General features: G+C 66.6%; 26 protein-coding genes and 1 pseudogene. 18 read left to right on the top strand and 9 right to left on the bottom strand.

From position 1 onward, the window contains the following. Positions 1-7 precede the first annotated feature (7 nt). The 3 genes from GIY23_RS12270 to GIY23_RS12260 all read left to right on the top strand — a co-directional run bounded on the left by GIY23_RS12270 (position 8) and on the right by GIY23_RS12260 (position 2,473). Positions 8-991 carry a nucleoside hydrolase gene (locus GIY23_RS12270; RefSeq protein WP_154076782.1) on the top strand — a complete coding sequence of 328 codons (984 nt, stop codon included), beginning with the start codon at positions 8-10 and terminating at the stop codon, positions 989-991. A gap of 32 nt (positions 992-1,023) precedes the next feature. Then, positions 1,024-1,995, top strand: coding sequence for a ribokinase (locus GIY23_RS12265; protein WP_154076781.1), 972 nt, complete (start codon positions 1,024-1,026; stop codon positions 1,993-1,995). A 334-nt stretch (positions 1,996-2,329) separates the two neighbouring features. Continuing rightward, positions 2,330-2,473 carry a hypothetical protein gene (locus GIY23_RS12260; protein ID WP_154076780.1) on the top strand — a complete coding sequence of 48 codons (144 nt, stop codon included), beginning with the start codon at positions 2,330-2,332 and terminating at the stop codon, positions 2,471-2,473. A gap of 62 nt (positions 2,474-2,535) precedes the next feature. Here GIY23_RS12260 and GIY23_RS12255 read toward each other — a convergent pair whose 3' ends face one another. Next, complete coding sequence (locus tag GIY23_RS12255; RefSeq protein ID WP_228717727.1) at positions 2,536-3,108, bottom strand: alkaline phosphatase D family protein; 573 nt, start codon at positions 3,106-3,108, stop codon at positions 2,536-2,538. Positions 3,109-3,219: 111 nt separating this feature from the next. Here GIY23_RS12255 and GIY23_RS12250 point away from each other — a divergent pair, with 111 nt between their 5' ends. Next, entirely contained in the window at positions 3,220-3,474 is a 255-nt protein-coding gene (locus tag GIY23_RS12250; protein ID WP_154076778.1) for an amidohydrolase family protein, read from the top strand. 95 nt (positions 3,475-3,569) lie between these two features. Here GIY23_RS12250 and GIY23_RS12245 read toward each other — a convergent pair whose 3' ends face one another. Next, on the bottom strand, positions 3,570-4,496 hold the full coding sequence (locus GIY23_RS12245; protein ID WP_228717249.1) for a LysR family transcriptional regulator: 927 nt from the start codon (positions 4,494-4,496) through the stop codon (positions 3,570-3,572). Positions 4,497-4,621: 125 nt separating this feature from the next. Here GIY23_RS12245 and GIY23_RS12240 point away from each other — a divergent pair, with 125 nt between their 5' ends. The 7 genes from GIY23_RS12240 (at position 4,622) to brnA (ending at position 12,460) form a co-directional block, all read left to right on the top strand. Continuing rightward, the gene (locus GIY23_RS12240; protein WP_154076777.1) at positions 4,622-6,106 is read left to right on the top strand and encodes an aldehyde dehydrogenase family protein; all 1,485 of its coding nucleotides are present in this window, start codon (positions 4,622-4,624) and stop codon (positions 6,104-6,106) included. After that, on the top strand, positions 6,103-7,869 hold the full coding sequence (locus GIY23_RS12235; protein WP_154076776.1) for a hypothetical protein: 1,767 nt from the start codon (positions 6,103-6,105) through the stop codon (positions 7,867-7,869). The genes GIY23_RS12240 and GIY23_RS12235 overlap by 4 nt, the downstream gene beginning before the upstream one ends. After that, positions 7,866-8,858 carry a membrane dipeptidase gene (locus tag GIY23_RS12230; RefSeq protein ID WP_154076775.1) on the top strand — a complete coding sequence of 331 codons (993 nt, stop codon included), beginning with the start codon at positions 7,866-7,868 and terminating at the stop codon, positions 8,856-8,858. Before GIY23_RS12235 ends, GIY23_RS12230 begins: the two co-directional genes overlap by 4 nt. Further along, positions 8,855-9,631 carry a hypothetical protein gene (locus tag GIY23_RS12225; protein ID WP_154076774.1) on the top strand — a complete coding sequence of 259 codons (777 nt, stop codon included), beginning with the start codon at positions 8,855-8,857 and terminating at the stop codon, positions 9,629-9,631. The genes GIY23_RS12230 and GIY23_RS12225 overlap by 4 nt, the downstream gene beginning before the upstream one ends. A gap of 2 nt (positions 9,632-9,633) precedes the next feature. After that, on the top strand, positions 9,634-10,035 hold the full coding sequence (locus GIY23_RS12220; protein ID WP_187351858.1) for a RidA family protein: 402 nt from the start codon (positions 9,634-9,636) through the stop codon (positions 10,033-10,035). Continuing rightward, positions 10,032-11,660 carry a BCCT family transporter gene (locus GIY23_RS12215; RefSeq protein WP_154076772.1) on the top strand — a complete coding sequence of 543 codons (1,629 nt, stop codon included), beginning with the start codon at positions 10,032-10,034 and terminating at the stop codon, positions 11,658-11,660. The genes GIY23_RS12220 and GIY23_RS12215 overlap by 4 nt, the downstream gene beginning before the upstream one ends. Positions 11,661-12,226: 566 nt before the next feature. Next, positions 12,227-12,460, top strand: a complete 234-nt coding sequence (gene brnA, locus GIY23_RS12205; protein WP_154076771.1) for a type II toxin-antitoxin system BrnA family antitoxin — start codon at positions 12,227-12,229, stop codon at positions 12,458-12,460. Positions 12,461-12,591: 131 nt separating this feature from the next. Here the strand turns inward: brnA and GIY23_RS12200 are convergent, their stop codons facing one another. From GIY23_RS12200 to GIY23_RS12180, 5 genes and pseudogenes are all read right to left on the bottom strand, one after another. After that, positions 12,592-13,707 (bottom strand): hypothetical protein, encoded by a 1,116-nt coding sequence (locus GIY23_RS12200; protein WP_154076770.1) that lies wholly within the window; start codon positions 13,705-13,707, stop codon positions 12,592-12,594. A gap of 288 nt (positions 13,708-13,995) precedes the next feature. Next, positions 13,996-14,433, bottom strand: coding sequence for a PIN domain-containing protein (locus tag GIY23_RS12195; protein WP_154076769.1), 438 nt, complete (start codon positions 14,431-14,433; stop codon positions 13,996-13,998). Then, entirely contained in the window at positions 14,417-14,650 is a 234-nt protein-coding gene (locus GIY23_RS23420; protein WP_407646874.1) for a type II toxin-antitoxin system Phd/YefM family antitoxin, read from the bottom strand. The genes GIY23_RS12195 and GIY23_RS23420 overlap by 17 nt, the downstream gene beginning before the upstream one ends. A gap of 436 nt (positions 14,651-15,086) precedes the next feature. Then, a complete protein-coding gene (locus GIY23_RS12185; protein WP_154076767.1) occupies positions 15,087-15,278 on the bottom strand; it encodes a hypothetical protein in 192 nt (63 codons plus the stop codon). A 184-nt stretch (positions 15,279-15,462) separates the two neighbouring features. Next, positions 15,463-16,358, bottom strand: a pseudogene (locus GIY23_RS12180) (helix-turn-helix transcriptional regulator). A 185-nt stretch (positions 16,359-16,543) separates the two neighbouring features. On the opposite strand from GIY23_RS12180, the gene GIY23_RS12175 reads away from it, so the two are divergent. The 4 genes from GIY23_RS12175 to GIY23_RS12155 all read left to right on the top strand — a co-directional run bounded on the left by GIY23_RS12175 (position 16,544) and on the right by GIY23_RS12155 (position 20,158). Next, positions 16,544-17,428: an aldo/keto reductase gene (locus GIY23_RS12175; RefSeq protein ID WP_154076766.1), complete on the top strand. Its 885-nt coding sequence runs from the start codon at positions 16,544-16,546 to the stop codon at positions 17,426-17,428. An 11-nt stretch (positions 17,429-17,439) separates the two neighbouring features. Next, positions 17,440-18,429 (top strand): aldo/keto reductase, encoded by a 990-nt coding sequence (locus tag GIY23_RS12170; RefSeq protein ID WP_154076765.1) that lies wholly within the window; start codon positions 17,440-17,442, stop codon positions 18,427-18,429. A gap of 257 nt (positions 18,430-18,686) precedes the next feature. Then, positions 18,687-19,658: an aldo/keto reductase gene (locus GIY23_RS12160; RefSeq protein WP_154076764.1), complete on the top strand. Its 972-nt coding sequence runs from the start codon at positions 18,687-18,689 to the stop codon at positions 19,656-19,658. A gap of 83 nt (positions 19,659-19,741) precedes the next feature. After that, positions 19,742-20,158: a (R)-mandelonitrile lyase gene (locus GIY23_RS12155; protein ID WP_154076763.1), complete on the top strand. Its 417-nt coding sequence runs from the start codon at positions 19,742-19,744 to the stop codon at positions 20,156-20,158. Positions 20,159-20,431: 273 nt separating this feature from the next. On the opposite strand, the gene GIY23_RS12150 is transcribed toward GIY23_RS12155, so the two are convergent. Next, the gene (locus GIY23_RS12150) at positions 20,432-20,608 is read right to left on the bottom strand and encodes a hypothetical protein (RefSeq protein ID WP_154076762.1); all 177 of its coding nucleotides are present in this window, start codon (positions 20,606-20,608) and stop codon (positions 20,432-20,434) included. A gap of 202 nt (positions 20,609-20,810) precedes the next feature. After that, entirely contained in the window at positions 20,811-21,500 is a 690-nt protein-coding gene (locus tag GIY23_RS12145) for a hypothetical protein (protein ID WP_154076761.1), read from the bottom strand. A 164-nt stretch (positions 21,501-21,664) separates the two neighbouring features. On the opposite strand from GIY23_RS12145, the gene GIY23_RS12140 reads away from it, so the two are divergent. The 3 genes from GIY23_RS12140 to GIY23_RS12130 all read left to right on the top strand — a co-directional run bounded on the left by GIY23_RS12140 (position 21,665) and on the right by GIY23_RS12130 (position 24,054). Next, on the top strand, positions 21,665-21,847 hold the full coding sequence (locus GIY23_RS12140) for a hypothetical protein (protein WP_154076760.1): 183 nt from the start codon (positions 21,665-21,667) through the stop codon (positions 21,845-21,847). 691 nt (positions 21,848-22,538) lie between these two features. Beyond that, entirely contained in the window at positions 22,539-23,441 is a 903-nt protein-coding gene (locus tag GIY23_RS12135) for a beta family protein (RefSeq protein WP_154076759.1), read from the top strand. 115 nt (positions 23,442-23,556) lie between these two features. Continuing rightward, positions 23,557-24,054 carry a hypothetical protein gene (locus GIY23_RS12130; protein WP_222850137.1) on the top strand — a complete coding sequence of 166 codons (498 nt, stop codon included), beginning with the start codon at positions 23,557-23,559 and terminating at the stop codon, positions 24,052-24,054. Positions 24,055-24,130 lie beyond the last annotated feature (76 nt).

Genomic DNA, 24,130 nt, shown 5'->3' with positions numbered 1-24,130 from the left:
GCAACCGATGGCGCCGAAGGAAACGTTGATCGTCGATTGCGACACCGGCATCGATGATGCGCTGGCGTTGCTCTACCTCCTCCACGATCCGGACGTCGACATCCGTGCGGTGACGACGGTTTTCGGCAACACCGACGCCGACACGGCTGCGGACAACTCGCTGCGCGTGCTCGAACTCGTGGGGCGGCAGCACATCCCTGTGGCCGTCGGTGCCCGCAGCAATTGGCGCGGGACCTTCTCTCCGGCACCGTCCGTGCACGGGGATGACGGGCTGGGCGACACGGGCCTGCCCGCACCGAGGTCGACACCGATTTCGGAGCCCGCCGCGGAACTGATCGTACGGCTCGCACGGGAGTCCCCCGGAGAGTTGCATCTACTCGCGATCGGTCCCCTGACGAACCTGGCGACGGCGTTGCTGCTGGAGCCGAAGCTGCCCGATCTCGTGAAGCATGTCACCGTCATGGGCGGTGCGATCCACCACCCGGGCAATGCCACCCCTGCGGCCGAAGCGAACATCCACAACGATCCCGAGGCCGCCGGGATGGTGCTCCAGGCCGGATGGAACGTCACCCTCGTGCCGCTGGACGTCACGATGGCCGAAGTCCTCACCGAAGAGGTCAAGAACCGGCTCGGCGCGGCGGATTCGCCGGTCGCCACCTTCGCGGCGACGATCCTGGAGCACTACCTCGACTTCTACGAGCAGGATGTTTTCGGCGTTCGGCGAGCCGCGTGCCACGACCCCCTCGCAGCGGCGATTGCGGTGGGCGATGTTCCCGTCGTGCTGGGGCCGATCGTTGCGGTCGAGGTGGAAACCGGTGACGGTCCGGCCCGCGGCGTCACCATCGCCGACACTCGCGGGAAGTACCGGGGTTTTCCGGCCCAGGAGGGGGCCAGCGTGCGAGTCGTGCTCGCGACCGAACGGACATTTCCCGGGAGGTTGGCCGAGCAGTTGTGCGGCTCGCCCGGCGCTGGTTCTCGTCACGTCGCGTAGCCACTGTCGACCGAGGAAGGACTTGCTGTCCCATGGTATCCACTGTGGACCTGGTCGTTGTGGGCTCGCTGAACGTTGATCTGACCGCGCGCGTGGCTCGGCACCCGATGCCGGGTGAGACGGTGCGGGCGGCTGAACTGACCACCTGCGCGGGCGGCAAGGGTGCCAACCAGGCGGTCGCCGCTGCCCGGCTGGGAGCCCGCACCGCCATGATCGGCCGAGTCGGCACAGACGCGCACGCGGACACCCTGCTGGAGGCGCTGCGGACCGACGGCGTGGACACCACGCACACCGTCCACGACAGCGACACACCCACAGGAACCGCGCTGATCACAGTCGCGAACACAGGCGAGAACAGCATCGTCGTCTCGGCAGCGGCCAACGCGCGGTTGTCCCCCGAAGACATCGCCGACGCCCATTCCTTGATCGGTTCGGCGCGCGTAGTCTCCCTGGTTCTCGAGATCCCGGTCGACACCGTGGTGGCGGCCAGCCGCGCCGCGCGCTCCGCCGCAGCTCGGGTCGTGCTGAACCTCTCACCGGTGCTCGACCTTCCGGAGGACGTGCTGGCACTCGCGGATCCTTTGATCGTCAACGAGCACGAAGCACGGGAAATCCTCCACCGCAGCGGTACCCCGCCCACGGGTCCATCTGGAACAGGCGACGCCGTGGCACTCCGCGGCCTCGGAGCGCGATCGGCCGTGGTGACGCTTGGCGGCGACGGCGCCGCCGTGGCCGAGGGCGACCACACCGAACACATTCCCGGCGTGGTCGTTGAGGCGGTCGACACCACCGGCGCCGGTGACGCCTTCGCTGCGACAGTGGCCTGGCGCCTCAGCCAAGGCGACGCCCTTCCCGACGCAGCCCGATGGGCCACGCGCGTGAGCGCACACAGCGTGCAACACCCAGGCGCGCAACCGTCCTACCCCATGCTCCATGCCCTGCCCGAACCCGCCGGATCCCGGACCCTTCCCGGAAATGCCCGCAAAGAACGAGTCTTGCGATGAACTAACGCCCGGTGGCCTACAGCCTTTCAGCTCGTGCGCCGCGCCGCGGGTGCTGGTCCCGGCGCAGGCGACGAGGTGGGCAAAGGTCGCGGCCGTTCGCGGAGCTCGGCTTGCGCGCACCGAGGGGATCCTCAAGCTGCTTGGGTGCGTCCCCACGGGCCAACGCCGGGCTCGGCCGGATTACATGTACCTCTCGACGTAACGGAAACGGCCGTACAAGACCGAGTTCAGGGCAGCGAGCAGCCACTGGCTGTTCCTGCACCTGAACGCAGCCGGCGTCGGAACCAGGCCACCGGCCGCCACCGAGCCAGTGCCCTGTGGGCGACAGGAACTCATGAGCCACGTCGTGCTCCGCCACCCGGCGGGCCTGGCCAGCGACCAACAGCGGGCCGCGCCGGTCCGAGTCGACTTCGGCGGCCAGATCACCGCCGTCGCCGACGGCCAGGTGTTCTCGCTTGGAACGGGCACCCCGCTCTGATTCATGGCGTCCGTGGGCGCGGACTTCCCGCCTAGATGGCGGTGGCGGGATGCCGGTCGTAGCTAGCGGGCTGGGCATCCCGGATCTTCGACCGGCTTCAATGGGTTGGACGACGGGAAAGGTGCACGATGTGTCGGGGGTGACCTCACAGCGGGTTGAGGCGGGGTTCGCCATCCCGACCGCGAAACTATGCGCGGTCTCCGCCGGAGCGTCCGGTTGGACACGTAGGTCAGGGTTCGGTGGTCGGCGCGGAGTTCCCGATCCCGGTAGAACTTCAGATGCGGGTTCTCGGCCAGCGCTTGGTCATCGGGATCGTCTGAGCCGACACCACAACTCGTGATCGAGGTCGTGACGAACTCGGGGGAGACCGTCTTCGAGCCGGGGTCGGCCCAATTCGCCTCCACTTCTGCTGCCCAGTGTTTGTGCTCGTCGCCGGTGAGCACGACGGCGTTGCGCGGTGTGGACAAGGTGGTGGCGATCCGGTCGCGGTTGGCGACGTAGTCGTCCCACGCATCGGGGTTGAAGGCTTGTTCTCCGCCAAGTGCCAGGTCGACCTGGGAGAAGAACACCTGCTGGCTGAGTAGGTCCCAGCGTGCCGGGGAGCTGCGGAGGCCGTCGGTGAGCCACTGTCCCATTGCCACCCGGCAACCCGGCGATGGCCGGCTGGTGTGACGCCGTTCCCTGGACGCTGTACGCGCGGTACGGCGACATCGACGTGTTGCGCACCCAGTACGGGTCCACGGACCATGTGGTCGGCGACCAGCCGTCGCACCCACGACGGCCAGGTCCTGGGCACACACCAGCGGACCAACCCGCAACGCGCAATACAGGACAGCCACTGGTTGGTCGGGGACCACCGGCAGGCCGGAACGCTGGCCGTGGGCCAGCGCGCCGACCTCGTCGCGCTGGACCGCGACTTCGACATCCTCGGGCCGGAAGGACTTCGCGACGCGGCGGTGTCGGCGGTGATGGTGGATGGTAAGTGGGCCGTGGCGCCCTGACGCCGGGGACGGGACAACATCGTTGCGCTGATCCGCATCCACGTGATGACGCTGTCGAAGTGGATACCGTCCGTCTGGCTGCTGTGCTGGGGTGGTCACGTGTTGAGGCTGCCGGGTTCGTGGCCGGACAGGTCTTGGTCGCACAGTTCGACAAGCGTGCTGACGGGCGGGTGGTCAGCACGGTCGGGTCGGCAGACGACGGCGAGGTGTGACACGGCCTCGGGATCGTCCAACCGCGCGTAGACGAGTCCGGGAAGTTGGAGGTGTCGCAGGGAGTCCGGGACGACGGCGATACCGGTTCCCGCTGCGACCAGGCCCAGGATCGTGGGGAACTGGACGGCTTGCTGGGAGGGGCGCATGCGGAATCCGGCGTGGTGGCACAGTGCGGCGATGTGGTCGTAGAGCCGGGACACCTGGCCGCGAGGGAAGACCACGAAGTCCTCGTCGGCGAGCTCGCTGAGCCGGATCGACTCGCGTTCGGCCAGTGGGTGGGTCTGCGGGAGTGCGACGAGTAGGGGTTCGCGCGCGAGTTCGTGGATGTTCAGTCCGGTGGGGGAGCCGACTTCGCGCACGATTCCCACGTCGAGCGAACCGTCGTCGATCGCGTCGAGTTGACGGTCGGTGGTGCGCTCTGTGAGGTCCACGTGCAGTCCTGGGCGCTTGGCGCGGAGTGCATGCACGATCCTGGGCACGAGGGTGAGTGCGGCCGAGCTGACGAACCCGATGCGGAGGGTGCCGATCTCCCCCAGCGCGGTGTGCCTGACCGCGGTCTCGGCGTGCTCGGCTTCGGCCAGCACCCGACGCCCGGTCTCCAGCAGCACGGTCCCCGCGTCGGTCAGTTCCACCCGCCGGGTCGTGCGCTCCAGCAGCGTTGTCTTCAGCTGCTGTTCCAGCTTGCGGATCTGCTGGCTCAGTGCGGGCTGTGCGACATGGAGGCGCTCGGCGGCGCGGCGGAAGTTCTTCTCCTCGGCAACGGCCACGAAGTATCGAAGCTGACGAATCTCCACCCCACTGATACTCATCGCTTATCAAGCGTTCCGCAATACGTCCTTCACCTGCGGCTTTGCCGCGCTTAGCGTTGCGTGCACAAGGCGCCGGTTGTCCAGATCACACCGGCGCGCGTGTCCCCGCCTCTTGGGAGCAGTACGTGACAACGATTCAGAACTCGAGCTCGGTTCCACTCCGCCATCTCGTCGGTGGGCGGTGGATCGACGGCAGCGGCGAACCGGCCCACAGCGCCGATCCCGCTCACCCCGACGTGGTCGTCGCGTCCTACCGGATGGCTGGTTCCGAGGAGCTCGACCAGGCCGTGCGGGCCGCCGAGGTGGCGCAGCGATGCTGGCAGGACCTGGGTCTGATCCAGCGTGGCCGCATCCTGCGGCGAGCCGCCGAACTGCTGGCCGAGCGCAGTGAGGACATCGCGGTGCTGATGACCCGCGAGCACGGCAAGACACTCCCGGAGTCGCGGGGCGAGGTCGCGGGCAGCGTCGAGACCTTGCACTACCACGCTTCTCGCGCTCGTGCTGCCGACGGTTCGACCTACCCGTCGGGCCACCCCGACGAGGTTGTGCGCACTGTGCGTCGCCCGCTGGGCGTGGTCGCGGCGATCACCCCGTGGAACTTCCCGCTGCAGATCCCGGTCTGGAAGCTAGCCCCGGCGCTGCTGTGGGGCAACGCGGTGGTGTGGAAGCCTGCCAGTGACACTCCGGCCGTAGCCGCCGCGTTCGCCGAGGTGTTGCACGACGCGGGTGTGCCGGCCGGTGCGGTCAACCTCGTGCTCGGGCCGGGTGCGCTGGGTTCTGCCCTGGTGGCCAGGGACGAGGTCGCGGGGGTCACGTTCACGGGTTCCGACGCGGTGGGCAGGCTCATCCGGGAGGCCGTGGTGCCTCGCGGGGCGAAGCTGCAGATGGAACTTGGCGGCCACAACGCCGCGATCGTGCTGCCCGACGTCGACCCGGCGGAGGCCGCTGAGGTGCTGGTCGGTGCGGTTGTCGGTGCCACGGGACAGAAATGCACCGCGACCCGTCGGGTCATCGCGGTCGGTACCGCCTACGACGAGCTGCTGCCGGAACTGGCCAAGCGGTTCGAGGCACTGAAAGTGGGGGACGGCAGCCTCGCCGACTCCCAGGTCGGGCCTGTGATCAACGAGCGTGCCCGAGCTGAGATCGACCACGCGGTGGAGCAGGCGGTGCGCGAGGGCGCCGAGGTCGTGGCGCGATCGGCCGCTCGGCTGCCCACGGATGGCCACTTCGTCGCCCCGACCGTGCTGGCGGGAACGCCCGAACTCACCATCTGCCGGGAAGAGGTGTTCGGACCGGTGGTCACCGTGCTGCGGGCCGACGACCTCGACGAGGCGATCTCGATCGCCAACGACACCCGCTACGGCCTCACCGCGGCCCTGTTCACCACCGACGAGCGCGCCGTGCGGCAGGGTCTGGCTGAACTCGACGCCGGTCTGATCAAGGTGAACTCGCCCAATACCGGCTCGGAGCTGCACGCACCTTTCGGCGGGCTCAAGGATTCGACGTTTCCGGCTCCGCGTGAGCAGAACGGCGACAGCAGCGCCGACTTCTTCACCTGGAGCAAGACCGCCTATCTGCGGACCGCGACGCCTCGCGGGGACCGGTCATGACCGCCGTCCACGAGCGCCGGAGCACGGACACCGTGCTCTGGCGCCCGACCGAGAGGCTGCGTTGGGCGCAGGAGCGCGCGCGCAGCGCCGGTGTCGTCGCGTCGCCGGAGGTCATGGGCACCTGCCGGCTCACCCGGCACAGCTTCGCCCGGTCGATGCTGCGGCACGCCGGCGACCGGCGGTGGCAGGTCACCCGCGAGCGTTGGGAGATGGACGTCGGGGGGCGCGGGGAAGCGGTGTATCGCGTCGACGCTGAAGGAATCCAGCTCCGTTTCGTGATCTTCTCGACCACCATCGGCGACGATCAGCGCACCGACCGCGTGATCGCGGCGTCCTGGGACGTCACCGCCGCGTTGATCGAGGGCGACCTCCCGGACGAACGAATGGCATTCCTGCGGGAGAACGTGCCCGGCCAGGAGACGGGCCGCGCCGACGTGGGGAGTCTGGTGTGGACTCGCGCCAACCGCAGCCAGCGGTTCTTCGACTACACCGTCGACCGGCTTGCCGCCGGCCTGCAACCGGAGCCAGAGGTGCTGGGTGATGCCGCCTACATCCTGCGCAGCACCGCGTTCTACAGCAACGGAAAGTTCGGTCTGCGTGACTTCGAGGGATTGCCGGTGCAACACCCGCTGGCGGTCCCGTACCGCGCGCAGATGCTGGCGGCCTGGTTGCTGCGTGAACTCAGCTACGACCTCGTCGAGCACTGCGCCCGGCAACGGAGTACCCACGCGGTCGCGTTGTCCGGGCAGTGGCGGCGTTTCCTCGGTCTGGGCAACGCCACCGGGCTGGGCATGGTGCCCTACATCGTCAACCATCCCCGCGTGCTGGATGCCTGGTGCGCGTTGAGAGAACTGCCGCTGGCCTACGCGCTCGCGCAGTCGACCGAACCCGATGACGGGCGCGTGTCCCGGCTGGCCGGCTTGCTGTCCAGGGCCCGCCACTACTTCGCCGAACGAGGAGGATTGGCCACGGATCCGTATCTGTCCGGCCCCGACCTGGCCGACCATCTCGCGACCTTGCGGGGCTTGCTGGAGCAGTACCAGGACTCGGGTCAGATTGCCGGGCACAGCACGACATTCGCGTGGCGCGCACTGCACGATGCCGCCGACCATGTCCATCCCGAGGCACGCGGAGTGCTGGAGTCCCTGTTGGTTGAGCTCTACGACGAGCTCGACGACGACATCGAACTGATGCTGCGCTGCGACGAGTCCCTCGGTCTGCGAGCAGAGCAGAGCTGCCAGGCACTGTTGGAGCTCATCGAGTCAGGCTATGCCTGGGTCGACCACTTCGACTTCGACGATCCGGAGCAGTCGTACTACTTTTGGTTCGTCTCGGCGAACAGCGAAGAGCCCCGGCGCGGTCGACGAGGCCACGACCCCGGGGAGCAGGTCGAGCAACCCGTGGACATCGCCCGTGCCGTCTCGGCACTACGCCGCGATCTCCGTGCCGCCGACCGGGCCACGAGCGTCGCGGAGTTCCTGCTCAGCGCACCGTGGCATCGCGGTGCTGTCTGCCGCGTGCAGTCGCTGGCCACCGTGCCGTGGGCGGAGACACAGGCCAACCTGCTCGCTCGCGACTTCCTGCCGCTGCACCTGCAGCGGTTCCAGCTCGCGGTGTACGGCATGGACAACTACAGCCCCCAGTCGACCGACTGGCTGCGCGTCACGTTGTTTTCGGGCGCCCCGCGGGCGGCTGACATCGCAGCGGGTGTCAACGACGACGACTGGCTGTTCACCCGGAAACCGGAAGGAGAGCACACGTGACCGCGTTGCAGCAGCACGACGGGCTCGTCGTCGACGGTTTGCAGATCAACAACTGGGACCGGGGCCTGCTGGAACAGCTGCGCACCGGCGGCATCGACGCGGTGAACGCGACCTGCGCGGTCTGGGAAGGGCCAGAGGAAACGCTTCGTGCGGTGGGCGCCTGGTGCCAGTTAGCCGCGCAGAACCCTGATCTGGTGGTCCTCGCTGACGGTGTGGACGAGATCCGCCGTGCCCGGGAAACAGGCAGGGTCGCCGTCTTGCTCGGGTTCCAGAACACCTCTCCTTTCGGGGACGACTACCGGATGGTCGAGGTCTTCCGAAGGCTCGGCGTCCAGATCGCGCAACTGACCTACAACATCCAGAACCTGGTCGGCGGCGCCTGCTACGACCCGGACGACTCGGGCCTGACCCGCTTCGGTCGCCACGTCGTGTCCGAGATGAACCGGGTCGGCATGATGATCGACCTCTCCCACGTGGGAAACCGCACCTGCCGGGACGGCATCGACGCCTCCGCTGTGCCGGTGTCGATCACTCATTCCAACCCCACCTGGTTCTTCGACACTCCGAGGAACAAGCCTGCCGAGGTGATCTGTGCGCTCGCCGACCGCGGTGGCGTCATCGGTTGCTGCCTGTACCCCAACGTGCTCGGGGGTGAACACACCACCCGCGAGCAGTTCTGCACCATGATCGCCAGGCTGGTCGACGAGATCGGCCCCGACCATGTCGCGGTGGGCAGCGACTGCACGCAGAACTGGTCCGAGAGTTTCGTGGCCTGGCTCCGCAATGGCCGGTGGCAACCCCCTGAGGCCAATCCGACACCTCCGACGTGGCCTGCCTGGCCGCAGTGGTTCACCGGGCCCGCCGATTTCCCCGTTCTCGCGGACGGACTCGATCAGGCCGGACTCGACGAGAAGACCGTGCGCGGTGTGCTGGGAGAGAACTGGATGCGGCTGTTCGCTGAGGTGCTCGTCCCGGAGGTGCCACGATGAACGGATCTTCGGCCACCGGAACCCGCACGACCGAGCACGTGAGCACACGCGAAGTGCACGAGAACGCGTTCCGCGCAGTGCGCGCCGCAGGCGTGTCCTCGGGAGAGGCTGCCGCTGCCGCGACGGCCGTGTTGGAAGCCGAGATCCAGGGATGGGGCGGCCTCCACGCTCTGCTGCACGAGATCGACACCCTTCCGGGACAGGTTCCTGCGCCAGTGCATGGTGATACCAACGGCGGGTTCGTTGTGGACGACCCAGCACGCCGAGGCGCCTTGTTACTCGGTCGCTCGGTGTTCGATGTCGTGGCAGCACAAGCAGCCCGGAAAGTGTCCGGCCGCGTGTTCGTGCACGGGCTCGGCTTTGATCGCGCACTGTTGTTCTTCGCAGTGGAACATGCCAAGCGCGCGCAGGGGATGACCGTGCTCGCCGGGGTCGACGGAACCAGCGCTACGACATGCGCGTTGGCCTGCGACAGCTACGGCCGTGTCCACGTCTCCGACGACCCCGCCGGGTTCACCCACGTGGTGCACAGCACGACGCGCTCCGGTGTCACTGGACTTCACGGTGGTCTGTCTATCGCCCATTTTCCTTCACACGTAACACAACACAGTGAATGGCCCGTCATCTCGACACCGGAGGAACGAATGGACCGCCGCGCGGAGGCGATGCGCGACGGACTGGAGGTGCCCGGCGACGTCTGGGCGTCGGTGCACCGCGCCGCCCGCCGATTCCTCGTTCCCGAACAGGCCAACACGTCCACAGATCAAGGATGAGTATGCCGACCCTGTACACCCATCCTGATGCTGCGCATCGCCCGTACGCCGCTGCTGCGGTGCACCAGGGAGTGGTTTACGCGTGCGGACAACTCCCGCGCAGACCGGACGGGACCACACCTGACGATCTGTCCGAACAGGTCGTCGTCGCACTGGACAATCTCGCCGCAGTGCTCCATGAGGCGGGCGGTGATCTGCACCATCTACTCAAACTGACCGTGTACCTGGCGGATCTGGCCGACTTCGACACATACAACAACGCCTACCTCACGCGACTGGAAGGCATACCGCTACCTCCCCGAACGACGATCCAGGTCGCAGCTTTCCGGGGAGCCACGCGGATCGAGATCGACGCCATCGGCGCAGTAGCGCCCACCGGCAGTGATGAGAGGAGCCAGCCATGACCACCCCGCGCATGCACGGTCGGCGCACCGACGTCACGGTGCTGGCGATCAGCGGCGGGCTGCTGGTCGTGTTCGTCATCGCGGCCCTGGCCGCACCCACGGCGACTGGTCATGCCGTGACCGCCGGGTTTGATCTGGCATCCCGAGGGTTTGGTGCGCTGTGGCAGGTCCTGCTGCTGGCGACGTTCGCCGTGGCCGTCGCATTGGCGTGCTCGCGATGCGGCAGCGTGCGCATGGGTGACCGGAACCGACCCGAATACAGCCGGTTCAAGTGGATCGCGATGATCATGTGCACGTTGCTGGCCGGTGGCGGTGTCTTCTTCGCCGCTGCCGAACCGCTCGAGCACTTCGTCTCCCCACCGCCGCTGTACGCAGACGTCCGCCCCGGCTCTCAGGAAGCCGTCAACTCGGCACTGGCACAAAGCTTCACGCACTGGGGCTTCCTGGCCTGGGCCGTCCTCGGCTCCCTCGGCTCGATCGTGATGATGCGGGGCCTGCAACACGGAATGCCCCTTCGCCCGCGCACGCTGCTCTACCCACTGCTGGGCGAGCGCATCCGTCACTCCCGACTAGGAACCGCAGTCGACGTCACCTGCATCATCGCCGTGGTAGCCGGCACCGTCGGACCGATCGGATTCCTCGGATTGCAGGTCTCCTACGGGCTGTCGCGAGTGTTCGGCACCCCCGACACCTACCCGGTCCAGCTCACCGTCATCGTCGGGTTGACCGCGATCGCGGTGCTGTCGGTGATCAGCGGCATCGACCGCGGTATCCAGTTCCTGAGCCGACTCAACATCTGGCTGGCGGTCCTGCTCATGCTGGCCTTCCTCGTACTCGGATCCGCCGGCTTCGTGCTGGATTCCTTCCTCGGAGGATTCGCCCAGTACGTGCGCGACTTCGTGCCGATGGCCCTGTACCGAGGCGACCAGCAGTGGCTGGGCTCTTGGACGGTGTTCTTCTTCGGCTGGTTCCTCGGCTACGGACCGCTGATGGCCATCTTCGTCGCACGCATCTCCCGAGGTCGCACCCTGCGTGACCTCGTGGTCAGCACAGCGATCGTGCCCCCGATCGCGACCACGCTGTGGTTCACCGTGTTCGGCGGCACCGGCATCCTGTTCGAACAGCGCCAACCCGGCCTGCTCTCACAACCGCTGGCCAACTCCGGCATGGACGCCGCGGTCATCTCCATCTCCGAACAACTCCCTTTCGGCGGGCTGATCGCGATCGTCTTGCTGCTGTTGACGGTCACTTTCGTTGCCACCACCGCCGATTCGATGTCCTACAGCATCGCCGCCGCCACAACCCGGCACGGAGAACCCGCAATCGCAGTGCGAGCGTTCTGGGGCGTGCTGATGGGCGCCGCAGCAGCAGTGCTGATCGTCATCGGCGACGGGGGCATCACCGCCCTGCAGTACTTCATCGTCGTCACCGCCGTCCCCGTCGGATTCGTCATGCTGCCCACCCTCTGGACCGCACCACGCATCGCCAGGCAAATGGCGATCGAACAAGGGGTGCTGCCCGAACAGCGCAAGACGTCCGGCCTCGAGGTCAACATCGCGGTCAACGAGATTTGCCTGCCGGACGGCGAGGGCGAGAAGGACAGCGCCTCGGCCCGCATTGAGTGACGGCACGCCGGACGAAGTGGCCGACACCCTGTTGGCCCACCCGTGCGTGACGCCATGATGACCGTGACCGTCCGTTGGACGGCCTGTTGGGCGGCGGTCATCGACGATCACCGCCGGTCCTGTCGGCATCCACAGACTTTCCTTCGAAGAGCGCGAGTGTCTTGTCTGGGTGCTGGTCAATGGCGGGGGAGTCTTCGAGAGCGAGGAGTTTACGCTGGTCGAAGGCGTGGGCGTATTGGTCAAGTCCCCCCTCGGACACATCACGAACCCCAGGTCAAGCTTCTGACCTGGGGATTTTAGTGAGCAAGGTCAGTTACTGTGAGTGTTCATTGGGCTGATCAGCGATTTCGCGTGTGGGGGTTCGAGTCATCGACTTCGTCGAAGCTCAGCAGCTGTGGCAGGACTCCGCCCGGGTGGAGATCTTTGCCCGAATTGTTGACGAGCCCCATGGTTGGTCATTGGCCTCATCGACGGCAAGCACTGGTCAGCCGTGATCACCACATGTGAGGACAACATCATCCGGATCATCTCCGTCCGCCGCTCCCGAGTCGAGGAGGTAGCCATCTATGAAGGCTGACGAGTTCGACGACAAGTTCGACCGCGGCGAGGACGGCACCGGAGCACTCGACGTCGCGAAAGTCCACCGGCTGGGCGAGGAACAACGACGCGTCAACGTCGACTTCCCTGTCTGGATGATCGCCGCCCTCGATCGCGAAGCCCGCCGACTCGGCGTCACCCGCCAATCCGTGATCAAAGTCTGGCTCGCCGAACGCCTCGAACACCACACACCCGCCGGCTGACCCAGCCACCTCACCGGCGAGGACCCGGCACGCCGCCGCCTAGCTAGCGGCTGGCATCCTTGATCGCTGAGTGACGGCACGAACTCCCTGGACGCCGACGGTGAACGGGGGGCGTTCACCGTCGGTGGTACTCAGCGCTCGACGTTGTCGAGCTTGGCCAGCAACGAAGTCTTGCGCTTGTGCCGGTGTCGCAAATCCGCGAGGTAGAGCTGGAAGCCGGTGTCATTGCCGCTGGCCCGGTACGCCTCGGACAGCCGCCGGAGCATCGTGATGGCGCGACGGTAGCGGTACTTGTCGCTTGTCATGGCCAGCCGCTGCTCGATCAACCGCTTCCAGGGCTCGATGACATCCGCGGGATGCATTGGCTGACGCAATTCGATCAGCTGTTTCCAACGTGACTCGCTCACCACGTCATCGTGAGCAACCGCGACCTGCCACGCCTCGGCGTGCTCGTGTTCATCCAACAGCACGCCGAGCAACTCCTCGACAAAGGCCGACCGGGCAGCAACGGCATCACGCAATCGTTGCAGCGCCTCCGCACGCAGTCCCGGCCAGTCGTCGGTGCGCTCGGCCGTGCGACGCAGCGCGAAGTACCGCGACTGCACTGGATGCTCGTCGAACAGCTGCTGCCGCAGGGCGAGCGCCTCCGCCTCGGCGCCACGATCCAGCAGCAATTCGACGTAAACGTCCCGGAGCCGGTCCATCTCGATCGGATTGCCAAGCTGGCCAAGCCCGCGACAGGCCCATTGTTCCGCCTCGCAGGCACGGTCGGCATCGCGCAACGCGTTGACGATCTTGAGGAACTGCCGGGCCGTACGCAGATCCGCAGCGACGACGGAGACGTAGTAGTCGACGTCGCCGGACACCTCGGCCAACTGCTCACGCAAGATACGGATCTCGAACGGCGTGCTGCCGAACACATCCGCCTCGGCCGTGGCCGCGCGTTCCTCGACGATGTGGCCGAGCTCGGCACGGCCGTTCTCGCCCAGCGCGGTCGCGTAATCGCGCAGCTCAAAGTCCGGCCAGCCCGGCCCATCAAGCCGAATCTTGGCCAGCCAGGCCGCGAGGCGTTTCGTATCGGGCGGAGCCAGGGAACACGCCTGTGCGTGCACCTCCATCAACGCATGCAAATCAGCACCGACACCGCCGGAGGAGTCATCCATATGGGTTAACGCCGTGGTGACCCGCTCCACCGCGCGTCTGCTCAGCGCAGGCACGGCTGTTGGTTCGACAGCCAGCAGCTGCACACACGCAGCATGGACCTCTCGAGCCAGCTGTGAATACTCCCTGCGGCCGTACCGTGGATGAGCACGGCGATCCCGCCGCAACCCATCGATCAACCGGCGAACCCGCTCCACCTCGGCGCTGACCATGTCGTCATTCAATCAGCCCGACTCCGATCCCAGACCACGCTCGCCCGCCGAGGTGGCGACGCGACTCACAACCGAAACGGCCGGATTGAGCACGGTAGGCGACAAGCCCCACTCAGGTAGGGAAACGGCGCGGTGTGTGCGGCAACGGCGCAGGCAGTCGCCTCAGCTCGCGTGCTCGTCGTCAGACGGAAGGATCGTAAAGCTGGCGGCACCCCACAGTGGCGCCACCGCACGGAAATGGCGCTGGTCGAAGGTCAGCACGCGGGTGGTCTCATAGCGCGCGGCAATCACGACCAGCGACGCATCCGCCGCCCCAATGGACAGATCCTGGTAACGATCGATCACACCATTGGCTGTGGCGACATCGCCCGGGTCGAAGTCCGCAAGTTCAAAGGCACCGTCGGCGACCTCGCCGAGGAACTCACGCGCGGCCGCATCACCAAGGCGAGTTGCCAACATGTAGTCACATTCGGCCAACACAAACGGGGACAGCAACAACTCATCCCCGCCGCTGCGTAACACCTCAGCGACCGCGGAGTGCTGCGGATGGTCCTCATCCTTGGACGCCAGCACCCCACTGGTGTCAACGACGAGCATCATCGCCGAATCCTTCGGCCAACTCCGTGTCAATCTCCTCAGCAGTGAGCGCTCCTCCGCTGCGATACCCGCCGATTCGAGGCCGCGGCGCACGAGGCTCTTCAACACGACCCGCCGGGCTCACCACCGCAACCACCCTGCCACGCTCGGTGATCTCCAGAGTCCGACCGGCCTTGACCCTGGCCATGTACCGACTCGTGTGGTGGCTCAACTCCCGCATCCCAACCGAATCCATACCGATAATGTTACCACAAATGTAGTAACATTATCCTTCAGTCTCGTGCTGCACAGAGAGGGCTCCGCCTACGAGGCCAGCCGGACCCCACCGGCTGTTTCTTCAACCGCTGGGTACGAACCCTGACTGCTCGTCCCGGCACCCACAAAGCCGGTCACTGCCGATCACCAAAGCGGTCAACCCACGACCGCGGCCCCGACAACCGCAACCGGGTGGTTAGTGCGCAACTCGCCCCTCGGATGCACTTACGACCCTTACCCAGCCTGCCTCGACTTCCACGGCCCGCGCTTCAGGTTCGTAGACCATGTCGAGCCGCAGGGCCGCATAGCGTTCTTCCAGCCTCGACTGGTCGGCCCCGTTCAGCGCTTGTCCGATGTCACCGAGTGAGTCACGCATGGCGTAGACATCGGCGTCGGTAAGCTCAGGCGATGCGGGAGTTTCGTCCAGCTCGGCCGTGGCCGCAGCGGGCTTCGTTGATCGCTTCGACCAGCGCCGCTGGATCCATCCCAGTCGCGATAGCGTCCTGAAACTTGCGAAGCCTCGCTTCGTCCGCCGTGCGCTTCTTGACCGGCTCGTGCTGCCCGCTCTTGAGGTTGTTCTCTTGGGATGTCACCAGCGCCTGCCGGTGCTGTCGATGTTGTCCGGCGAGAAGAGGTCACCCAGTACTCCCGCGCACGCGGCTCCGAACGCACGAACCGCCCCGCGGTCCGCTCATGCGCCCGCCCCCACTCCGCCGTCACCACATCCAGCACCACCCCATGCCCCGAACGGTGGGGGCTCGCAGCAGCAAGACCTGGTCAGCTGTCGTCGTTGGCAGGTGAGGCCGGGGTGTTCTCGGTCAGGTCTTGGGTGGCTGACCAGCTGGCGAGCATCTTCAGTGCGTCGGCGGTGGGGCTGTCCGGGGGTGCGGTGTAGACGTTGAGTGCCAGGCCGGGTTCGGAGGGCAGTTCCATCGACTCGTAGTTGAGGTCGAGCTGGCCGACGACGGGGTGGCGCAGGCGTTTTGGCCGCTGCGGTGGAATTGCACGTCGTGTGAGGCCCAACGCTGGCGGAAGATGTCGCTTTGGGTGGACAGTTCGCCGACGAGTTCGATGAGGGCTTGGTCGTGCGGGCTGCGCCCGGCTTCCAGGCGCAGCATCGCCGCGGCGTCGTTGGCGACCTTGTTCCAGTCAACGAAGAAGTTCTGGGCGGCCGGATTCAGGTAGACGAACCGCGCGGTGTTGGCCGGGCGGCGCGGGTCTTCGAGCACAGGGGAGTACAGGGCCCGAGCGAGGTGGTTCATGGCGACGATGTCGTGCCGTGCGTTGCGCACCCAGGCAGGGGCCTCGGTGATCGCGTCGAGTACGTGCTGCACGGTGGGGCGCACACTGGTCGGCGGGGTGCGACGACGCTTGGGGCCTTCCCCGGAAGCCCTGGCGAGATCGAACAGGTGGTCACGTTCGGCCTCGTTCAGCTGCAAGGCACGACAGAGGGCGTCGAGCACGGGTTCGGAGGCCCCGGCGAGGTTCCCGCGTTCCATGCGCACGTAGTAGTCGACGGAGACACCGGCGAGCATCGCGACCTCTTCGCGGCGCAGCCCCTTGACCCGTCGCTTGCCGCCGTAGGCAGGAAGCCCGGCCTGCTCGGGCGTGATGCGTGCCCGGCGCGAGCTGAGGAATTCGCGGACTACGGTGCGGTGGTCGCTCTGGCCCATACCTCCAGGCTAGGCCGTGCACGCGAAGGTGGGAGGGACGGTCAGTACCCCGGGTGCGAGGAGTACGGGGCACTGTGGAGCGGAGGACCCCGGGCACGACAGAACGTCGCCCGCTTGGGGGGAATGGGAGTACCCGGCTCCGAAGGCACTCCCACAGGGGTCGGCACTCGCTTAGCGTCGATGTCATGACGATTCCGACGTTCACGCTGAACAACGATGTGGTGATGCCGGCGGTCGGGTTCGGCGTCTTCCAGACCGCGCCGGAGGCGACGGCGTCGGCGGTGGAGGAAGCGCTGCGGGTTGGCTATCGGCACGTCGACACTGCGGCGGCGTACGGCAACGAGCGGGAGGTCGGCGAGGCGTTGCGTCGGTCGGGACTGTCTCGCGACGAGGTGTTCTTGGAGACCAAGGTCTGGATCACCGACTACGGCTACGAGAAGACGCTGCACGCTTTCGACAAGGCCGTCGGCAAGCTCGGCGTCGAGCAGCTCGACCTGTTGATCCTGCACCAGGCACTGCCGGGCGAGTTCGCCCTGACCGTTCAGGCGTATCGGGCGCTGGAGAAGCTTTACGCCGACGGCAAGGTCCGCGCGGTCGGGGTCTCGAACTTCATGCCCGAGCACCTCGACCGGCTGTTGGCCGAGACCGAACTCGTGCCTGCGGTCGACCAGATCGAGGTGCACCCGTACTTCCGCCAGTCGGAGCTGATGGCCTACGACGTCGAGCGCGGCATTCTCAACCAGGCATGGTCGCCGATCGGCGGCATCACGTTCTACGGTGACGGTTCGAAGGGTTCCACGCTGCAAGACCCGGTGATCGGCGACATCGCGGCCGCGCACGGAAAAACCCCGGCGCAGGTGATGCTGCGCTGGCATCTGCAGCAGGGTCGGCAGGTGATCCCGAAGTCGGTCACGCCTGCGCGCATCGCGGAGAACTTCCAGGTTTTCGACTTCGACCTGACCGTCGACCAGCTCGCTTCGATCGACTCGTTGGATACCGGGATCCGTGGTGGTCCGGAACCGGAGGACATCACCCGCGCGAACTTCGCCATCGACATTCCCGAAGCATGAGGAGAACTTCTATGCACAAGCGCACACTCGGTCAAGGACTCGAGGTCTCCGCGGTCGGTCTCGGCTGCATGGGCATGTCGCAGAGTTACGGACCCAACCCCGGCGACCGCGACGACATGCTCAGCGTCATTCGCTACGCGGTCGAACAAGCGGGTATCACTTTCTTCGACACCGCGGAGGTCTACGGACCTTACGTCAACGAGGAACTCGTCGGCGAAGCACTCGCGTCGGTGCGGGATCAGGTCGTGATCGCCACCAAGTTCGGCTGGAACATCGAGGACGGCCGGATGAACGGCACCAACTCGCGGCCCGACCAGATCCGGCGCGTGGCCGACGAATCCCTGCTGAGGCTGCGGATCGACACGATCGACCTGTTCTACCAGCACCGTGTGGACCCGGAGGTCCCGATCGAGGACGTCGCCGGGGCGGTGGGCGAGCTGGTCGACGCGGGCAAGGTCCGTCACTTCGGGCTTTCCGAAGCCGGTGCCGGAACGATCCGCCGCGCTCACGCCGTCCACCCGGTAACCGCTGTGCAGAGTGAGTATTCACTGTGGACTCGCGATCCCGAACCGGAAGTGTTGCCGACCTGCGCGGAGCTAGGGGTCGGCTTCGTGCCGTTCAGCCCGCTCGGTAAGGGATTCCTCACCGGCACCGTGAGCACGTCGACCGAGTTCGCCGACGGTGACATCCGCAACACGATCCCACGGTTCGCGGCGGACAACATCGACGTCAACGAAGCATTGGTGAGCTACGTTCGCAGCCTCGCCGAAGCAAAAGGGAGCACGCCTAGCCAGATCGCATTGGCCTGGCTGCTGGCCCAGCAGCCGTGGATCGTTCCGATCCCCGGAACCCGCCGTCGCGGTCGCATCGACGAGAACGCCGACGCGACCCAGGTCCCGTTGACCGCCGACGAGGTCGCCGACCTCGATCTGCTCGCTTCCCGCGTCGGTGTTCAAGGCGACCGCTACAACGCCGCCGGGATGGCGATGGTCGGCCTCTGAGCTCGCGCTGCCGACAATGCTGGGGCCAGAAATGAATTCTGTCACGCCGCGAGATCAACCCCGGCAAGGTCTTCGACCTCACCCTGCCCCTGGAACAGACGGCCGAGGCCTATCGGGCCATGGACGAACGCCGCGCGATCAAGGCCCTGCTGACCCCCTGACCTGTGGCGACCAGGGACAGCCACGTGGTTTGTCCCGCACCACACACGAGGTCGCCACACCGGGCGGGTGACCTCGGCGTCAGAAAGGAATCACCCATGAAGACCAGGATCATCGGGTCGCTCGAGGTCTCCGCCGTCGGTCTGGGCGCGATGGGCTTCAGCCACGGCTACGGTCCCGGTGCCACCGGTGACGACGCCGTCGACCTGATGCACACGGCCTACGACCTCGGGTGCACCTTCTTCGACACCGCCGAGGCCTACGGCGCAGGCGCCAACGAGGAGTTGGTCGGCCGGGCGCTCGCCCCTGTCCGCGATCGGGTCGTCATCGCCACGAAATTCCACCACGGCGACGCCAGAACCCCCGCGGAGGCGGCCAAGGAGATTCGCGGCAAACTCGACGCATCCTTGTCGCGCCTCGGAACCGACCACGTGGAGCTGTACTACCAGCACCGGGTCTCCGACTCGGTTCCCGTGGAGGACGTCGCCGGTGTGATGAACGAATTGATCTCCGAAGGCAAGATCCTCGGCTGGGGACAGTCCCAGGCCACCGCCGAGCAGATTCGCCGCGCACACGAGGTCACACCGCTGGCCGCGGTCCAGAGCGAGTATTCGATCATGGAGCGCATGTTCGAAGCCGACGTGATTCCCACTTGCGCGGAACTCGGCATCGGCTTCGTGCCGTTCAGTCCGCTCGCCAGCGGCTTCCTGGCCGGCACGGTCACCGCCGAAGACTCCTACACCGGAGACGACGTCCGCCGGGTCATCACCCGCTTCGACAGTGACAACATCCGCGCCAACCAGCCGCTGCTGGACCTGCTCACCGCCGTCGCGCGCGAAAAGGGCGCCACCGCGGCGCAGATCTCCCTGGCCTGGATGCTGCACAAGAACGACTTCATCGTCCCCATCCCCGGCTCACGCACACTCGACCGCATCCAGGAGAACCTCGCAGCCGCCGACGTGGAGCTGACCGACGACGAGTTCGACAGGATCGAGTCCGAACTCTCCACGATCGAGATCCACGGCAACCGCACCGACGAGGACATCGCCACACTCAAGACCCTCAACTGACACGCGAGCGACCTACCCAGCCAACGCCCGCGAGGTCCCGCTCGGCCCGGCCGGTGTCCAGGCAGACGAAAGGGGAGTACCTCATGCAGATCACCCGAAGCAGCAGCACCGACACTCAGAAGGGCCCCGCCGACTACTTCACCGGCGATGTCTACATCGATGCGGTCGCCGCTCCCGCCGGTACTTCGACCTTCGCCGCCGCTGCCGTGCACTTCAGCCCCGGCGCACGCACCGCCTGGCACACCCACCCACACGGGCAGACGATCTTCGTCACCGAAGGCATGGGTCTGTGTCAGCGGGAGGGCGGCCCGGTCGAGATCATCCGCCCCGGCGACCGCGTGTTCTTCGAGCCCGAGGAACACCACTGGCACGGCGCAGCACCGAACCGGTTCATGGTCCACATCGCCATCCAACAGACCGACGAGTCAGGCAAGCCCGTGACCTGGGGCCGACACGTCACCGACGAGGAGTACGGCACCCCACCGACCAGCACCGACTGACGAACGGTCTCGGCGTCACGACGGCAGCGGCGACGCCGAGAGGCCGTGTCGCCGCGGCCGAGCGCTGACGGTCCGCGTCAGGAGCCCTCGTGGTTGCGGCGGGCGTATGAGCGCGCGGCGCGTACGCGGTCCCCGCAGCGTTTGGAGCACCAGTGCCTTCGGGCGTGAGTGCGCAGCATGTTCCTACCCGCGATCATGCTGATCATGCGAGCCGACAGTACGCCTTATCCGCAACCCGCGGCCCGTTCAACCCGCAGGTGATCCGGCACTGGATCACTCACCGACACAGATGCCGGTGAGTGCCCGGGTGACGCGGCGGGACAGCCCGATCCGGATGCGGTTGCCGTGGTCGAGCACATGGCCGTCCGGCGTACTGCCGCGAGGTGCGCCGACCCGTGCTCTCGTGACTGCCCTCGTGCTGTGAACCAGCGGATTGCTGTTGCCGCTCATGGCATGCCGGGGCTGGGCGGTGGCCGAGCGCGCTCTACGTCTGGGAAATCCACTGCCAGCACTGTGGCAGCAGTGCCCATGGTGATCATGCTGCGCTGCGGAATGGAAGGGCTTGTTCAGACGAGACGGATGGGGATACCCCGGCGAGGCGCCGGAGCCTCGGGTGCAGGCGGGACAGCGAGGTCGGCGACGGGCGTGCCGTCTACTTCCGCTCATCCGTGCCCTCGAGGGGAACGTCATCCGCTGGGCCGTGCTCGTGGCGTGGGCAACGGTAGTCCGTACGGCGCTGGAGCGTGCGCACCAGCAGCCAGGTCATCACGGGAACCAGCACGGTGATGAGGCCGATCGTCGCGACGGTGACTGGACCGATCGACTCGATCGCCGACCCGAGCAACCTCCGACTCGTGCTGGTCGGGTCCGAGAGCAGCACGGACAGGAACACGACCGCCAGCAACAGCAAACCGGCTCGAACCGCGTGCCACCGCGGACCGTAGAGATGTAGTCGGCGGCGCAGCACACGCGCCACCGTGACCAGTCGTGTCACCCGGACCAGCTGAATCGCCGCGACGACGCGCACCAGCCGCAGTACCTGCACCGGGCCGATGGCGAAGATCACCGCCGGGATCGTCACCACCGTGATGACCACCAGCCACCAGTGGGACCGCAGCCAACGCATCCTGTCTGCACTGGACCACAACAGCAGTGCTGACTCCGCGGTCAACACGATCATCGACAGCCAGTTCAGTACCACGCCCACGACGGCGAAAGGGCCGTCGAACGTAGCGAGGAACACAGCGGGTACCGACGCCACCGCCGCGACGAGCACGAACGGCTCGAGGTAGCGCTCCCAAACGGGTTCGCCCTCACCACCGGTTGCCTCGACCGCTCTCACGAACGAACATCCTGCCAAAGGCGAGGACCGGGCACGACCACGGTTTGGCAGGTGCCCTGACGGCGATGGTGTGTTTCTGCCGTCAGTCGACGCGAATGCTCGGGTGGGCCGGCCCGCATCGCGAGCACCACGGTCACGCCCTACGCGGACACACCACCAGGCGTGTGAGTGGGGGCGAACGCGTCGAGCACGCGCTCGGCGTACGTGAGGGCCACGCCGACGTTGTGGGAAACCACTTGGTGCGAGAAGTTCAGGTCCAAGAAGACCTCGGTCACGCCCTGCGCGCGCAGACCAGCGAGGTCGTCGAGTACTTGCTCGCGGGTCCCCTGGAACTCCCAGTACCGTGATCAGCCCTTCACCCGTCTCCTGGTGCTTCGCGTCGTCGGCATTCTCGGCTGGGCAGCCGAGGACGGCTGATGCGCTCCGGATCAGCGAGCAGCCCGCCCACGTCACGCCGATCGCGGAGATTCTTCCGGGTGTGAAACGGGTCCCACTCCCACGTCGCAGTGAATGGACGAAAGCGGGATGGGAGATCGGTGAGCCGGTCGATGGATGGTGACCCGCCGTGGACACCATCCATCGACCAGACCGCGTCGTGTCCTCCCGATAGCGGCTTGACCCCTGGAGTGAGAGAGAACGAAACAGGGTTGTTCGGGCCGTCCTCGAAGGACACCCGTTCGGCTGCTGGATCATGCGGCTCCGGGGCTGGGAATCTCCAGAAGTTGCGCGTGCCCCCGGGGATCGGGTCCGACTCGTCGCCCGGATGGAGCGCTCGTCACTCGATGATGTCGTCCAATGCGGTCGGCTGGAGGGGGCTCGGTGGTGAGGGAGACGGCGACGCAGCCGCTCGTGGCAGTGAAGAGCAAGCTGGGTGAGTTGAACGCCGTGCTCAACACGCCGTTCACCGGTGGCGATGTTGTCGTGATGATTGAGCTACTCAACAGTGCAAGAGCCGGGGGGTCGACAGCAGCGAAGGTCGTGCAGGCAGGGGTTCAGGCTGTTCGTGCGGGGCGATCCCTCTAGCTCGACACGACGTGGCTGAGTGCGTCGAGTTCACTCGGCGAGCTTCCGCGTGGACCGCTGGAGCACTTCGAGGAGAGGATCGAGGCGGAACTCGAGAACGAGATCTTCTCCGCGGCGGACGGTGCGACTGTCATCCCGGTTGTTGCCGCGGCGGCTGATGAGCGGGAGTTGTTCAGGGTCCGGATGCTTCTCGAACACAAGCCGCGGCGCGTCGCCGTGCGGTTCCGCAGGGCGTCAAGGCAACGTGCGCGGCACCTGACCGGTCAGCTTGAGCGAATCGCCAGCGTCCTGCGCATCAGTACTCAAGACGTGCACCTGGTCCTCGACGAAGGTTTCGTCGACCATGTCGACGGGCGACGTGTCGGGGAGTTGGTGGACGTGGCGCTCACCGTGGGCGAGCACCACGAACTCGCCTCCGGCAGCGTGTTGTCGGGATCGACTCCGCCGACGCGGGTCAACTACGAGACGCACGTACGGGAACGGCCTGAGGTGCACCTGTGGCGAGCTGTCAACGACGGTTGTGATCGCGAGCTCGGGTACGGGGACTATGGTGTCGTGCACCCGGAGCCGCCACCCGACACGAAGGGGTACGGCTGGCCGAACCCGTACCTCCACTACACGATCCCGGACGGGACGTTGTCCATCGCCCGCAGGATCCTGGGACGAGGACGAGGTGGAAGACCGCCGATCGGCGCGGCCGAGCAGCACTTCCTCGAGGTTGCGGATGAGCTCGTACACCACCCCGAGTTCGCTGGTGCCGACTTCTCCTGGGGCGACCGATACATCCACAACTGCCGTTCGTCGCCGACACCTGCTGTCGGCACGTCCAGCAAGTGGATTTCGATGGCGACCTCCCACCACCTCGCGCACCTGTCCCGGCGCCGCGACGCGCCATCCGGACCCGCGTCGGCGAGGTAATGCACGCACGCCCAAGCCCTGTCCGGGCGTGACTCGATGATGACTACTAAAGCGCGTAGTATATAACTGCTTCGGGACGCTGTTTCGGCGTCTGCTGGGCGAAGAAGGGCGGTGCGTGGTGCGCGCATGGACGGTGCGGCAGTGGGGCGCAGCGGGCGTGGCGGCGATCGGCACGGCTCTGCTGATGGGGATGGCGACCGCGATCATCGACAATCCGGTGTTCGTCCGGATGATCCCGACCCCGTGGTGGGCCTACCTGGTGTGGATCACTTCGGCGGTGCTGCTCGGGTTGATCGTCGGCACGTACGTGACACCGCGGGGGCAGGTGAAGCGGTCCGACTCGGCGCAGCATCGGCCCACTCTGGGGGCAGTCTTGCTCGCCTGGTTCGCGGTCGGGTGTCCGACTTGCAACATGCTCGTGGTGCTGGCGCTGGGCGCGAGTGGGGCGGTGACCTGGTTCCAGCCGCTGCAGCCGGTGCTCGCGGTGCTGTCGTTGGTGCTACTCGGTCTCGCGCTGCGGAGCCGCTTGCGCAACGCCGAAAGTTGTCCCGTCCCGAACAGCTCCGTTTCGGTTCTTGACTCCGGGGGAGTGCGGGGCACTGATGGTGCGTGATCCGCTGCGAACCGCACACACCGGCATCAGCCTTCGTGCCGCGAGTGTGGCCCTCGGAAGGTTTGCTCCCCGGTGC

Origin of the sequence: Allosaccharopolyspora coralli, from assembly GCF_009664835.1 — a bacterium.
Taxonomy (GTDB): Bacteria; Actinomycetota; Actinomycetes; order Mycobacteriales; family Pseudonocardiaceae; genus Allosaccharopolyspora; species Allosaccharopolyspora coralli.
The sequence above is the reverse complement of the archived record's forward strand: the minus strand, read 5'-3'. Positions and strand labels throughout refer to the sequence as shown.